The 14,399-nt window shown below is 43.5% G+C and carries 11 protein-coding genes; 8 read left to right on the top strand and 3 right to left on the bottom strand.

Going from position 1 to position 14,399, the window contains the following annotated elements; genetic code table 11:
• A complete protein-coding gene (locus tag E7588_09740) occupies positions 1-159 on the top strand; it encodes a hypothetical protein (protein ID MBE6689533.1) in 159 nt (52 codons plus the stop codon).
• 83 nt (positions 160-242) lie between these two features.
• Complete coding sequence (locus tag E7588_09735) at positions 243-1,934, top strand: DUF4368 domain-containing protein (GenBank protein ID MBE6689532.1); 1,692 nt, start codon at positions 243-245, stop codon at positions 1,932-1,934.
• A 108-nt stretch (positions 1,935-2,042) separates the two neighbouring features.
• Here E7588_09735 and E7588_09730 read toward each other — a convergent pair whose 3' ends face one another.
• From E7588_09730 to trmB, 3 genes are read right to left on the bottom strand one after another with little or no spacing between them, the layout of a single operon-like run.
• Positions 2,043-3,356 (bottom strand): alpha-L-fucosidase, encoded by a 1,314-nt coding sequence (locus E7588_09730; GenBank protein MBE6689531.1) that lies wholly within the window; start codon positions 3,354-3,356, stop codon positions 2,043-2,045.
• Between the two features lie 12 nt (positions 3,357-3,368).
• Positions 3,369-4,517 (bottom strand): glycerate kinase, encoded by a 1,149-nt coding sequence (locus E7588_09725; protein MBE6689530.1) that lies wholly within the window; start codon positions 4,515-4,517, stop codon positions 3,369-3,371.
• On the bottom strand, positions 4,471-5,148 hold the full coding sequence (trmB, locus tag E7588_09720; GenBank protein MBE6689529.1) for a tRNA (guanosine(46)-N7)-methyltransferase TrmB: 678 nt from the start codon (positions 5,146-5,148) through the stop codon (positions 4,471-4,473). The genes E7588_09725 and trmB overlap by 47 nt, the downstream gene beginning before the upstream one ends.
• 237 nt (positions 5,149-5,385) lie before the next feature.
• On the opposite strand from trmB, the gene E7588_09715 reads away from it, so the two are divergent.
• The 6 genes from E7588_09715 to E7588_09690 all read left to right on the top strand — a co-directional run bounded on the left by E7588_09715 (position 5,386) and on the right by E7588_09690 (position 14,385).
• Entirely contained in the window at positions 5,386-5,841 is a 456-nt protein-coding gene (locus tag E7588_09715; protein MBE6689528.1) for a CtsR family transcriptional regulator, read from the top strand.
• 5 nt (positions 5,842-5,846) lie between these two features.
• Positions 5,847-6,338 carry a hypothetical protein gene (locus E7588_09710; GenBank protein MBE6689527.1) on the top strand — a complete coding sequence of 164 codons (492 nt, stop codon included), beginning with the start codon at positions 5,847-5,849 and terminating at the stop codon, positions 6,336-6,338.
• A gap of 1 nt (position 6,339) precedes the next feature.
• Positions 6,340-7,326 carry an ATP--guanido phosphotransferase gene (locus tag E7588_09705; protein ID MBE6689526.1) on the top strand — a complete coding sequence of 329 codons (987 nt, stop codon included), beginning with the start codon at positions 6,340-6,342 and terminating at the stop codon, positions 7,324-7,326.
• Positions 7,327-9,783 carry an ATP-dependent Clp protease ATP-binding subunit gene (locus E7588_09700; GenBank protein ID MBE6689525.1) on the top strand — a complete coding sequence of 819 codons (2,457 nt, stop codon included), beginning with the start codon at positions 7,327-7,329 and terminating at the stop codon, positions 9,781-9,783.
• Positions 9,784-9,967: 184 nt separating this feature from the next.
• Positions 9,968-10,492 carry a ribosome-associated translation inhibitor RaiA gene (gene raiA / locus E7588_09695; protein MBE6689524.1) on the top strand — a complete coding sequence of 175 codons (525 nt, stop codon included), beginning with the start codon at positions 9,968-9,970 and terminating at the stop codon, positions 10,490-10,492.
• Between the two features lie 182 nt (positions 10,493-10,674).
• Entirely contained in the window at positions 10,675-14,385 is a 3,711-nt protein-coding gene (locus tag E7588_09690; protein MBE6689523.1) for a hypothetical protein, read from the top strand.
• Positions 14,386-14,399: the final 14 nt, after the last annotated feature.

Here is a 14,399-nt window from a genome sequence, read left to right as displayed (position 1 = left end):
ATTGAAGTCTTAACTCCAACCTTTGATAAAGACAACCTGAATTTTGAAATCAAAATCGGTGGCACAACATACGAGGTACATTCCCATTTTAATATCGAAGGCAAGCAAAGCGTATTGGAGCAATTTAAAAACATTATTTTATCAGAAAATTTAATTTAGTATATTCGACAATTTTTATCGGGCATAGTAAAATCATTTCGAGTCCTTTGCTATGCCCGGTTGTCGGGAAGGAGAAATGAATTATGACAACTCAAAATATTATAGGGCAAACAACAGAAGAAATAACAGCATTATACGGAAGATTATCACAAGATGACGGCTTAGAGGGAGAAAGCAATAGTATTTCCAATCAAAAAGAAATCCTGATGAAATATGCCAAAGACCACGGGCTGAAAAATCCGAGATTTTTTATTGATGACGGCATTTCGGGGACTACCTTTGAAAGAAGCGGTTTTAAGGAAATGCAGGCACTCGCAGAAGCAGGGATCGTAAAAACTATTGTAGTAAAAGATTTATCCCGTTTCGGAAGAAATTATCTTGAAGTCGGCAAATATCTTGAAATTACATATCCAACACTTGGAATAAGGTTTATAGCCATTCAGGAAAATGTTGATACAATGAGTAATACGGGAACAGAAATGATGCCGTTCAACAATATATTCAATGAATGGTATGCTGCACAGACAAGTAAAAAAATTCGTGCAGTATGGCAGATGAAAGCTGCAAGCGGAAAGCGGGTAAGCTCGACAGTTCCTTATGGCTATATGAAATCTCCCGAAGATAAAGAAAAATGGATAATTGATGAAGAAGCCGCAGAGGTTGTAAGAAAGATATTTTCTTTATCCCTTGCAGGTCGTGGAATTGCACAAATCGCTCGTCAGTTAGAGCAAGAAAAAATCCTTATTCCTACCGCATACAAGATAGAAAAAGGATTATCAACCACTCATAAATATCCTGAAAACCCATATTATTGGGATTCATCAACTGTTTCAGGGATTATCGACAACAGACAATACACAGGATGTACTGTGAACTTTAAGACAACAACTGTAAGCTACAAGGTACATAAGGTTATCCATAAATCCGAAGATGAACAACAAATTATCCCTAACACACAAGATGCAATAATAACTGAAGATTTATGGCTCAGAGTTCAGGAGCTTCGTCAGCATAAAAGAAGACCAACATCAACAGGCAGAACAAGCCTGTTTTCGGGATTGGTATATTGCCCTGATTGCGGAGCAAAATTACATTTCGCCGCTGCTAAAAGTATGACAAGACAGCAAGAGCATTTCAGGTGTTCAAATTACAAAAGCGGACGGGGCGAGTGTCAAATACATTTCATAAGAGATATTGTTCTTGAAAGAATTGTTTATGAGGCAATAAGCAACTTGGCTGATTTTGTAAGATGCTACGAGCCGGTGTTTCTATACCTTATGGCAACTAAAAACCAAACCGCAAGGAAAAGTGAACTTCAAAAACTTAAATCCAAAGTTGAAAGTGGTAAAAGAAGAATATCTGAACTTGATGTGATAATATCCCGAATTTATGAGGATAATACTTTGGGCAAGTTAAGTGATGACAGATATTCCCGTATGGCTTCTATGTATGAGAGTGAACAAAGGGAGCTTATCGAAACAATATCCAAAAGTGAACAGGAATTGGAAAAGGCAGAGCAACAGAATATTGATATGCGACTTCTGTTAAAAACTTTGAGAGAACTAACCGATTTCCGAGAGCTTACCCCAACAATAGTTAATTCTCTGATACAACGGATAGAGGTTCACAGCAACGACAAATATGACGGTCATTGTCATGTGAAGGTTGATATTTATTTTACTGCCGTTGGAATGATTGATATTCCTGATGAAAAAGAAATCTTGGATATAATAAATAAAATCCAAGAAAATCCGCAGATGTATAAGGTCGGATAACAAGGAAAATGGAGTAGTTCCTTGATTTTGGAACTACTCCATAAAAAACTTCCTTATGTGGCTGTCGCTAATGAGACAGCCTCTTGTTTTTTGCGTCTGTATTTTCCGTCAATCCAGAAATACCTCTATTACGGGGATAACGCAGTCGGGCTTTATACCCGGGATGATGAAGGATATTTCTCCGTTTGCTTCTTTTCTGTAACGTATTTCACTGCCGTCATGCAGGAACTGGGCATAGCCGATGTTGCACGGGAGGTCCTTCATGGTGAGCTGTGCAAAAGGATAATCTATCAGATGGATATACAGCCTTTTTTCGTCCGAGGACTGAGTGAGAAGTGTGCCGATGGGTGCTTTGAATCCCGGCTCTGCCATTGTACAGTTATATATAGAACGGCTATTGTACTTCATCCATTCGCCGTATGCTTCAAGCGCTTTGTTTGCACGGGCGTCAAAGTATCCGCGCGAGGTGGGGCCTACATTCATAATGAGGTTCCCGCCTTTTGACACACAGTTTATGAGCAGACGCAGGAGCGCATCGGGGGTTTTCCAGCTCATTTCGTCACGGAAATATCCCCACGAGCCGGAAAACGTCTGGCAGGATTCCCACACGGCTTTTTCGTTTGTACCTTTGTAAAGAGGCCAGTCGAGAGCTATGCTTTGCTCGGGGGTTCGTACATCCTGCGGGAAGCCAAGACGGTCATTTATGATGATACCGGGATTGATCTGTCTTATCATTTTTACAAGATTTTCACTGTCCCATGTTTCGGAATTTGTCCAGGGCATCCATTCTTTATAATCCCTGATTGCAAACTCATTGTATTCGTTCCGTATGCTTTCCATTGTGGGATATGTAAAGTCAAACCATAGAATATCGATTTTTCCGTAGTTGGTAAGAAGCTCTCTTACCTGGTTGAATACATACTCCCTGTATGCTTTCATGTTGCGGGTTTTGTTCTGCTCGCGGGCATCCGGCTCACAACGTCTGGGGTGGAATATGTCAATCTGATAATCCGGGTGGTGCCAGTCGATGAGAGAATAATAAATGCCCACCTTTAAGCCCTCCGCGCGGAAAGCATCGGTGAATTCCTTGACAAAGTCTCTTTTTGCGGGGCAGGCGGTGGATTTGTAGTCGGTGTATGCCGAGTCAAACATACAAAAGCCCTCATGGTGCTTTGCGGTCAGTACGGCGTATTTCATGCCGGCATTTTTTGCTTTTTTTGCCCATTCTGAGGCATCGAACATATCGGGATTGAAGTGCTCGAAATATTTGTCATATTTCTCCTCACTGATTTTCTCAACCGACTTTACCCATTCATGTCTTGCAGGCATGGAATATAAGCCGAAATGTATGAACATACCGAAGCGGTCTTGGGTAAACCAGGCCGTATCGCCGTCTGTCTTTTTAGTGATATAGCTTGACATATATAATTCCTTTCATCTTTCACTTACTTTTATCAGCTTTGCGATATTTGATGCCACGGCGGCAAGATTGCGCGCGGAGTGCGGGACAGCGTCCTCAAAGCACATAGGGGAGGTGTTGATGGAAAAAACGCCCGAAACACCAAGAGAATATATCTCGTCTGGGCAGGAAAAGGTGTCTCCGCATATGGCAATCAGAGGCACGCTTTGCGCCTTGCATCGCTTGGCAATACCGCATATTACTTTTCCGCCAAGCGTCTGGGAATCAAGTCTTCCTTCGCCTGTGATTACCATGTCACAGCCATTCAGCAATGCATCAAAACCGAAAATGTCAAGCACCGATTCTATTCCGCTTTTAAGCCTTGCGCCCAGAAAAGCATTAAGACCTCCGCCCATACCGCCTGCGGCACCTGCACCGGCAAGACGTGAAACATCTTTTCCGCTTTTTTTCGTGTACAGGTCGGAAAGGTGCTTTAAGCCCTCGTCCAGCTTTATTACCGCATTTTCGTCTGCACCCTTCTGGGGTGAAAATACATATGCCGCACCGTTTTTGCCGTAAAGGGGATTATCTATGTCACACATTACCTCAAATTCCACACCACGGGTGTTCTTTTCGAGGTCAACGGTGTCGTAATCCGCAATATCACACAGAGTTCCGCCGGTGGGGATAAATGCTTTTTTGTCCTTGTCGTAAAATTTCATACCCATGGCACACAAAAGACCGCACGCCATGTCGTTGGTGGCACTTCCGCCCAAAGCGAATACAACCTTTTTTGCCCCCTGCTTTATTGCTTCAAGCGCTGCCTGACCAACGCCGTAGGTGGTGGCTTTGAGGGGATTTTTTCTGTCTCCCGCAAGTGCCAGACCTGCGTATAACGCCATTTCGATTATGGCTGTTTCGCCCAGCATTATAAAATGACTCATAATGCGCTCAAAGAACGGGTCGTATACCTCACAGGGGATTTTTCTTGCACCGTTTCGGCTTTCAAAGCATGCCGCAGTACCGTCTCCGCCGTCGGCTATGGGAAGCTTTATTATCTCGATATCGGGAAATTCCTTTAAAAATTGTTCTTCTATTATATCGCATATCCTGACGGCACTGATTGTTCCTTTGAATTTATCCGGGGATATTATCAGTTTTTTCATCCGTATCCTCCTGTACATAAGCCTCCAGACGGTTTATGGGGAAGCCTTTGGCGGAAAAGTTTCGTTCGTATTCCGTCATTATATTATCTGCCGCAAATTCACTGTTGTGCAGGTCGAAGGTGACGTTTTCGAGTCTGAAGCCTCCCAGAGGGAACTGCTCCAGCGAAAAGTCAAACAGAGGCCGGTTGTCCGTTTTGAAGAAAATACTTCCGTGAGAGGGGAGAATATCCTTATAAGCCTGCAGGAATTTCTGACTTGTCAGTCTGCGCTTTGCATGGCGGGATTTTTTCCAGGGGTCGGAAAAATTCAGGTAAATGCGCTCCACCTCGCCTTTGTCAAAAAACTCCGTGAGATTTTCGGCATAGCTGTTGCAATATATTACGTTGGAAGTTTCCGCCGCCTTTGCTTTTTCCAGAGCCAGAACGATAACGTCCTTTTCCTTTTCTATGGCGATGTAGTTAATATCCGGATTACGGCGTGATAATTCAACGATAAAATCGCCCTTACCGCAGCCGATTTCAATGTGTATCGGATTTTCGTTGCCGAATACCTCTTTCCAATTTCCTTTGTTTTCCGCAGGGTTTTCACACACCAAATCGCGGCAAACGTCTATTCTTTCATCGGTATGTTTTCTTTTTCTTATTCTCATATTGTACTCCGTAATAATTAGTGGTATTATTTTAGCACAATTACGTTTTATTGTCAATCAAAACTTGAAAAAACACGAAAAAATAAGATTTTGCGAGAAAACGAAAGCTAAATCGATGTAACTTGCTATAATCGCCGATATTTGACTTTGACCGACTTTGACTTTTACGAAAAACATGGTATAATATAGTCAAACAAAGGTCAAAGTTAGTCAAAATCAAACTTCAAGGAGAACGTTATGTTGATATCCGATATAGTTGCACAAATGATAAGCGAGCTTTTGGAGCAGAACGACGGCACGCTGGAGATAGGCAGAAATGAGCTTGCCAGCCGTGCGGGCTGTGTGCCCAGCCAGATAAATTACGTTATAACCTCACGCTTTACGCCTGAAAGGGGATATATAGTGGAAAGCCGCAGAGGCGGCGGAGGCTATCTTAAAATAACCCGCGTAAAGATGGACCGAAATACTTATCTGATGCATTTTTACAATGCTATCGGCGCAAGCCTTGACAGCGACACGGCAAAGGCATTTATTGTCAATCTTTTTGACAAGGATATTATTACCAAAAGGGAAGCATCTCTCATGAATATTTTGTTTTCCGACACTTCTCTTGACGGTGTTCCGCGTGAAAAACGAAACAAAGTGCGCGCCGACCTTTTCAAAAACGCAATTCTTATTCTCATAAAGGAGTGATTTGAGTGTATAAATGTCAGAACTGCGGTAAACCCGCAACATATTTTGTAAAGACCAGTATAAACGGTAATGTTCAGACCACTGCTCTTTGCGCCGAATGTGCCGCAAAGCAGGAATTGAATATCAAGAACCAGCACTTTGATGAGCTTTCGGACATTTTCAGCCCGTTTTTCTTCGGGACGGGCACCGCAATTCCCGAAATAAAGCGCTGTCCCGCCTGCGGTGCAAGCTTCCGACAGATATGCGACAATTCAAAGTACGGATGTCCCGAGTGCTATAACACCTTCCGCACCGAATCCGAGCCCTCTCTCAAAAAGCTCCACGGTGAGCTTGTCCACAAGGGCAAAACTCCAAAATCCGTTCCCGTAAAAACAGTAAATGAGGTGGAGGAGCTTAAAAAACAGCTTGCCAAGGCTGTCTCGGAGGAAAACTATGAAAAAGCGGCAGAGCTTCGTGACAGAATAAAGCTGATTAACGATAAGAAGGAGGGTGAATAATATGAACGGCGATGTTATCATTTCTTCCCGCGTACGCCTTGCCCGAAACCTTGCGGAATATCCGTTTCCCAACCGTACAAGCCCTGCTCAGAAGAACGAGATATGCGATAAAATACGGGATATATTCCGTGAAAATAAAAGCTTCGGCATAGCGCACTATTCCAAAATGAGCGAAACCGAGCGCATATCACTGGTGGAAAAACACTTTATCAGCCGTGAGTTCGCGGCACGTTCCGAAGGCAGAGAGCTTATAACCGCCGACACCGTTACCGTTATGGTCAACGAGGAGGACACCCTGAGAATCCAGAGCATAGTTCCCGGATTTGATATTGACCGGGCATTTAAAAATGCAGACCTTACCGATACACTGATAGACGAAAATGTAAAATACGCATTTGACGAACAGCTTGGATATCTTACCGCCTGCCCCACAAATCTGGGCTGTGCAATGCGTGCATCGGTAATGCTTCATCTTCCTGCATTGGTACAAACGGGTCAGCTTAATTCGCTTGCAAATTCCATGAGCGGACTCGGCTTTACCATTCGCGGAATGTACGGCGAGGGAAGTAAGGCAAAAGGAAGCATATACCAGATTTCCAATATGCATTCAGAGGGAAGAAGCGAAACAGAGATAATAGAAAACCTTAAAAAAATAATAGTCCGTATTGTGGACAGCGAGCTTAAGGCGCGTAAGACGATATGTGAAAAGTCACCCATACAGGCAGAGGATAAAATACTTCGCTCTGCCGCGATTGCCAAAAGTGCAAAGCTCATGAGTGAGGAAGAGTATTTCAATATTCTGTCGGATATCGCCATCGGGCTTACATGCGGAATCATCAAAGATACCACCCCCTCGGCGCTGTACTCCACACTGAACACACTGCTTACCGCTACCATTATGGCGGAAAACCGCGATGTTACGGATGGTCTTACACGCCGTATGCACCGTGCTGAGCACATGAAAAAAATATTTGACGGAGTGATGTAAATGAATAATAACAAATTTACCGAAAGAGCAGAAAAAGCCCTTAATGCATCTCACAATCTCGCGGGTGAGCTGGGGCACAGCTATATCGGAAGCGAACATATATTACTGGGACTTTTGTCCGAAAAAGGGTGCGTTGCCCAAAGCATACTTGAAAATCAGGGTATCACCTTTGATGCGGCGCATCAGAAGGTGGTGCAGGTATGCGGAACGGGAGAGCGCAGTGACGTTTCGGCAAGCGAAATGACCGCGCGCACCAAGGCAATTATACAGAATGCCTACTACGAATCCCGCCGTTACCGTCAGAATCTTGCCGGTACGGAGCATATCCTGCTGTCGCTTATTAAAATGCAGGACTGCGTGGGAACACGCATTATAAATTCACTGGGCGGGGACATTCGCACAATTCATAAGACACTTATGGAATATCTGGAAAGCACAGGCGCTGATAATACAGAAGGTGTCGATGCTTCTGCTCATCATGCTTCGCGTGAGCATGGCACAGGTGACAAAAATACACCCAATCTCAGCCAGTTCGGCAGAGACCTTACCCAGGCGGCGAAAGAAGGCAAAATCGACCCCATTATCGGACGTGATACCGAAATGCAGAGGGTTATTCAGATACTTTCCCGAAGAACAAAAAACAATCCTTGTCTCATAGGTGAGGCGGGTGTGGGAAAAACTGCTGTGGCAGAAGGACTTGCACAGAAAATAGTGGCGGGAGATGTTCCCGAAACCCTTGCGGGGAAACGTGTTATAACACTTGATATTTCGGGCATGGTAGCAGGAACAAAGTACCGCGGCGAATTTGAGGAACGCATCAAGAACATACTTGCCGAGGTTGTGAGAGCTGGAAATGTTATCCTATTTATAGATGAGATACACACTCTGGTGGGTGCGGGCTCCGCAGAGGGCGCGGTAGATGCCGCAAATATATTGAAACCCTCTCTCGCACGCGGTGAGCTTCAGGTAATAGGTGCAACCACCATAAACGAATACCGCAAGTATATCGAGAAAGACCCTGCACTTGAAAGACGTTTTCAATCGGTGACGGTTGGTGAGCCGAGCGAGGAGGACGCTTTGGAAATCCTCATGGGAATACGCGAAAAATACGAAGCACACCACAAGGTGAAAATAACCGATGATGCCGTCAAAGCCGCGGTTAAGCTTTCAAAGCGTTATATAAATGACCGTTATCTTCCCGATAAGGCGATTGACCTCATTGACGAGGCGGCTTCAAAAAAACGAATAAACGGCTTTACCGCTCCCACGGGACTTAAAGAGCTTGAAGCGCAGATAAAAGAGGAAAACGCCAAGCGTGAGGAAGCTGCCAAAAATCAGGAGTTTGAAAAAGCCATCGAGTACCGTGAAAGCGTCAAAAAGCTGACCGAACAGCGTGACGAAATAAAGAAACAGTGGGAAAAGCAGCGCAGTGAAATAAATCTCGAAATTGGCGAGGAGGATATCGCCGACATTGTAACCCAGTGGACCAATATCCCCGTTAAAAAGCTCATGCAGGAGGAATCGGAAAAGCTTCTCAATCTTGAAAGCATTTTAAAGGAACGTGTAATCGGACAGGATAAGGCGGTGACCGCCGTGTCACGCGCTATCCGCCGAAGCAGAACGGGACTTAAAGACCCCCGCCGTCCGGTAGGCTCATTTATTTTCCTCGGTCCCACGGGTGTGGGTAAAACCGAGCTGTGCAAGGTGCTTGCGGATGTGATGTTCGGCGACGTTAATAAAATGATACGTGTGGATATGTCGGAGTTTATGGAGAAGCACAGTGTTTCAAAGCTCATCGGCTCTCCTCCCGGTTATGTAGGCTATGATGAGGGCGGTCAGCTTACAGAAAAGATACGCCGCAATCCCTATTCCGTCATCCTTTTTGACGAAATTGAAAAAGCTCATCCCGATGTTTTCAACATCCTTCTTCAGATTCTTGAGGATGGTGTTCTCACGGATGCCCAGGGCAGAAAGGTGGACTTCAAAAACACCGTCATAATTCTTACATCAAATGTAGGCGCGCGTGCCATTACCGAGCATAAGCCACTTGGCTTCGGCGAAACAAAGCCCACCGAAAAGGAACAGCAGGATGCGGAGGCGGAGGTTATGTCAAGCCTCAAACAGACCTTCAAGCCCGAGTTTTTAAACCGTATTGACGATATTATCGTTTTCCGCAAGCTTGACAAGGAAAATATTCAGAAAATTGCGCGTAATATGCTGGCTGAAATCGCAAACCGCGTCAACGCGTTGAATATAAACATCACCTTTGATGATGCTGTGGTGGAATTTCTTGCCGATGCGGGCTTCGACCCTGTTTACGGTGCACGTCCCCTGCGTCGTGAGATACAGCGCAAGGTGGAGGACACCTTCTCTAACGCACTGCTTGAAGCAAAATTCAAAGAAGGCGACAATGTGACTGCAACTCTTGAAAACGGCGAAATAGTATATAATAACTGAAAAACGGAGTGATGTCTTTGGGCATCACTCCGTTTTTGCTGTCAAATTTTGTTAAAAATTAAAAAAGTTAACATATAGTTTTTGAAAAATTCAACAAAATGTATTTACAATTAATATCATTTGTGATACAATATATACAACGAAACAACGGATTTGTTTCGATAACATACAAGGAGCTGATTACATGAAAGCTAATTTTGTTGCAAGAAAGTTCAATATCACCGAGGATGTTAAAGATGCTTTTCTCAAAAAGTTCAAACGCTTTGACAGATTTTTCCCCGAGGATACCGAAATCACCGCTACCGTCAAGGAGGAGGGCAACAAGGTCAAGGTAGAGCTCACAATAGTTGACAAGGGCTATTTTTACCGTGCAGAGGAATCGGCGGCAGACCCCGTCAGTGCAGTGGATCTTTGCATGGATATAATAGAGGGACAGATAAGGAAATATAAAACCAAGCTGGAAAAAAGGCTTCGCGCAGGTGCATTTGATGGTGTACAGGATGATTTTGATGATGAGGAGAGCGAAATTAACATAGCCCACGTGAAAAAATTTCTCTACAAGCCTATGAGTGCCGAGGAAGCAATATTACAGATGAATATGCTGGGGCATCAGTTTTATGTTTTCAAGGACGAGGACACCGACGCAGTATGCGTGGTATACAAGAGAAATAAAGAAGGCGAGTACGGTCTTATCGAACCGGTTGAATAGATATAAAGAAAACGGAGCGCATCGCGCTCCGTTTCTGTTTTTGCGATAAAAATAAAATATTGCAAAAATCAGTAAAATGTGATATAATTGTTCGTATTGTATTGTATTGTATTGTATTGTGTCAGACACAATAACATTCGGTACATATAGTTTCTTTTACTTTTCAATTAAGGAGACAGAACATGAATAATAACAATCTCATTCGTTTACTTGTTTTTGTTGCGGTGATGGCAATGCTTATTTCCGTTACTTCAACCGTTCTTGGCTACGAGCTTCTTCCCGTAAACATTACAGCAGAAAACGTATATGTCGGCAGCGCAGATATTGTTCTTTCGGTAGAAGCCCCGGAAGGAGCCACAATAAAGTGGTACAAGGAGGTATACGGAAGCGGAGAAGGTGCTAAAGTTATCAGTGGCGCCACCGAAGCCTCTTATGCTCTTACCGAAACCGATACCTCTGCAACAGGTCTTGTTATGTTCTATGCAGAAGTAAACGGCGCTAAGTCCGAACTTATCAAGATTACTGTTGTCAAGGCACCTTATGCATACACCAAGTCTCCTATAAATTTCCGCTTTGACAGTGAAACAGAGATGAACGACCATACCGGTAGCGTAGCGAATAGCGAAAAATCAATTGCGACATTGGATGACGGTAAAAAAGTTTTAATGGTTAGACATACCACCGGAAATAATGACGTTAACATTCGGTTCACTAACTTTGCTGTCCCTGTAGCTGATTATAAAATCGCTGTCTACAAAATCATGCCTATGATTGATGGTAACAGAAACGTAGTTTTGTATCCCACCTACGATGATAAATTAGGACCTTACAATACCGATAGCGGATATTTCCAAAAGAATATCGGTCGTACCGGCGCAAATGGTCAGTGGCAGTACATCGTAGATGAAGATATCACATATCTTGACGGCGGTGTCATGAGTGACGGTTTCCCCAATGGTCCCACTTTATTTAACGGCGGTCGTCTTGACTACTACAACGATTCTCCCGGAATCGGCTCTGTAATGTACATTGAGAGCGTTATGTTCTTTGCAACTCAGCAGGACTGCGATGAATATATTGCAAAGGACAAATCAAATAATGTAACGGAACAGCCCGACAACCTCGACATGGTAGCATGGGAATTCAAGAACGACCCTGCATTTGCGGCAACATTCCTTCCCGATACAGATGTTACCGACGGCGCAAATCTTAAGGCGGGTGTTAAGACAACCACTTCTCTGATGTCCCGAAACAAGTTTGATCTTGACAGATATTCTGTAGTGAAGGTACTTGGTGCCACTGAAGGAACCATAACCTTCTACGACGGAGAAACAGAGCTCGGAAAAATAAACCTTGCAGAGGGAAATGTTGCAAACTTCAGCAATAAAGCAGACTTCCCCAACTGGAAGGGTGAATTTACCAATCTCAAGATTGAAGCAAGCCAGGACATGACAGTAACAGCGATTGCGTTCTTTGTAAGCGAAGAAAATGCAAAGCTTTATACAGCAAAGGCGTATTTCTGTGACGAGTGCGGACAAGCACCTTGTGTTTGCCCCACAAAGCCTTTGAAGTATGAGGATGCTGTTTGGTGGAATTTTGGGACTTCGGCTGTTTTCAATACCACCGGATGCTTTAATGCCGCAGAAGAGTTTGTGAAAAAGAGCGACAGCGAAATTGCACACGCGCAATATACGGTAAAAAATAACATGGAATTTTCACTCAAGCGTTTTGCCGTAAACATGATTTCGGAGCATGTATTTGAAGCATGCAAATATCCTTTTATAAAAATAGGCTACAAGTACAGCAATGCAGAAGCGAAGAACGCTTACATCAAATTTACAACCGACCGTTCCGAGGATGTGATTGTAAACTTCGAATTAGCTGCAACAGACACAGACACGAATGGATACAGCGTTATAGCGCTTGACTTCTCGTCCCTTACTTCTCTCAAAGCTATAGACGCGAGTGTAAATGATGAATTCCGCGGAGAAATTGAAAGCTTTGAATTCGGAATAGAGGATGCCAAAGTAGGCGATGTACTTGATATGGCATACATACTGTTCTTCAAGGATGATGCGCAGGCAGGTGAATTTGACGGTGAATTGATAGAAAGAAGATGCGGCGACAATATCACCTGGCTTGTTGATGAGAACGGAATTCTGAAAATAGACGGTACCGGCGCCATGTATAATAGTTATAATTGGGTTGATTATAATGATATTTCATGGGAGACTTTTACTGACGAAATAGTTGGGGTTGAAATTTCCGAAGGGGTAACAACTATCGGCAATATGGCATTTGCAGGTTTTGAGAATTTGAAAAGTGTTGTTTTTGCCGATGAATCAAAACTTGAGAGTATAGGTGAAGGTGCGTTTAATGGATGTATATCGCTTGAGAGCATAGCAATTCCCGAAAATGTGACTTCCATTTGTGCAGAGGCGTTTAGAAAATGCCGGTCATTGAAAAGTGTTAATTTTGAGGGAGAATCAAAGCTTGATAGTATAGGAGACATGGCGTTTAGTGGTTGTATTGCACTGGAGAGCATAGAAATTCCCGAAAATGTGACTTCCATTTGTGCAGAGGCGTTTAGAAAATGCCGGTCATTGAAAAGTGTTAATTTTGAGGGAGAATCAAAGCTTGATAGTATAGGAGACATGGCGTTTAGTGGTTGTATTGCACTGGAGAGCATAGAAATTCCCAACGGTGTGACAACACTGGGTGAGGGCGCTTTCAATGAATGCTATGAATTGAAGAAAGTTACTTTTGGCAAGAATTCAAAGCTTAAGTATATATTCAAAATGGCATTTTACTATTGTAATTCGTTGGAATGTGTTATACTCCCCGAGAGTCTTACGGATATAGGTCAGCTTGCATTTGGTATGTGTGATGCACTTGAGGAAATATACATTCCCGAGAGCGTGAAAAACATTTATTCTGGTTTTTCAGACTCGTACTCTGTTATTATATATTGCTCCGAAGATTCTTATGCACACAAATATGCTGTTGCAAACGGATATAGATACCGCATAAATGATTGCGGAGAAAATGCCGCGTTCACTCCGCTGACCGTTGACGGTGTGATGTACATCAAAGGTACAGGTGATATGACAAACTGGGAATGTGACCTTGACGTGCCGTGGTATGATATGCGTGACAAAATATCAAAGGTAGTTATAGAGGAGGGTATTACAAGCGTGGGTGATTATGCCTTTGATTTCTGCAAAGCGCTTACAAGCGTTGAATTGCCCGATGGTATAACCTACATAGGTGACTATGCCTTTGATTTCTGTATTAACCTAAAGGAGATAACCCTGCCTTACGGTGTTAAAACCATAGGCGAGTCTGCCTTTGAGTATTGCAGAAGTCTTACCGAGCTTGTTGTTCCTCAGAGTGTTGATGCAGTAAAGGATTATGCCTTCAATGACTGTCGCAAGCTTAAAACGGTGTACTATGCAGGTGATGAGACTGCCTTTAACAGTGTAAATATAGGCAAAGAAAATGATGCGTTGACCGATGCCGATTTTGTATATTCGTCCAACGGACCCGTACCTGCCGTTTTGTCTGTTGATAAATCAGCAGTAATATTGTACGAGGGTGAAAAAGTGACATTGACGGCTACCCTCGACTCGGATATTTCAGATGATGTGATATGGTTTTCAGACAACGAAAAAATTGCAACGGTTGAAAACGGTGTTGTTACTGCAAAAAGGGCGGGTGAAGTAACTATAACAGCTGTTGCGGAAAATAACAGGAGCACAAAAGCAAACTGCCTCGTTAAGGTTGAACACCTCTATGGTGACACAACTCTCGATGGAAGCATAAATGTTTCGGATGCTATTCTGCTGCTCCAGCACCTTGCAAGTTCAAATATAATTCTCGGTCCCAAGGATTGACAAAAAAGCACTGT

It is taken from the genome of Oscillospiraceae bacterium, from assembly GCA_015065085.1.
Taxonomy (GTDB): Bacteria; Bacillota; Clostridia; order Oscillospirales; family SIG627; genus SIG627.
This window is presented reverse-complemented; position numbering and strand designations above follow the sequence as displayed.

What these genes read in the sequence shown, in the direction of transcription:
- E7588_09690 (MBE6689523.1), top strand. Translation starts at nt 10,675, where the DNA reads ATGAATAATAACAATCTCATTCGTTTACTTGTTTTTGTTGCGGTGATG.
- E7588_09700 (MBE6689525.1), top strand. Translation starts at nt 7,327, where the DNA reads ATGAATAATAACAAATTTACCGAAAGAGCAGAAAAAGCCCTTAATGCA.
- trmB (MBE6689529.1), bottom strand. Translation starts at nt 5,148, where the DNA reads ATGAGAATAAGAAAAAGAAAACATACCGATGAAAGAATAGACGTTTGC.
- raiA (MBE6689524.1), top strand. Translation starts at nt 9,968, where the DNA reads ATGAAAGCTAATTTTGTTGCAAGAAAGTTCAATATCACCGAGGATGTT.
- E7588_09730 (MBE6689531.1), bottom strand. Translation starts at nt 3,356, where the DNA reads ATGTCAAGCTATATCACTAAAAAGACAGACGGCGATACGGCCTGGTTT.
- E7588_09725 (MBE6689530.1), bottom strand. Translation starts at nt 4,517, where the DNA reads ATGTACAGGAGGATACGGATGAAAAAACTGATAATATCCCCGGATAAA.
- E7588_09735 (MBE6689532.1), top strand. Translation starts at nt 243, where the DNA reads ATGACAACTCAAAATATTATAGGGCAAACAACAGAAGAAATAACAGCA.
- E7588_09715 (MBE6689528.1), top strand. Translation starts at nt 5,386, where the DNA reads ATGTTGATATCCGATATAGTTGCACAAATGATAAGCGAGCTTTTGGAG.
- E7588_09705 (MBE6689526.1), top strand. Translation starts at nt 6,340, where the DNA reads ATGAACGGCGATGTTATCATTTCTTCCCGCGTACGCCTTGCCCGAAAC.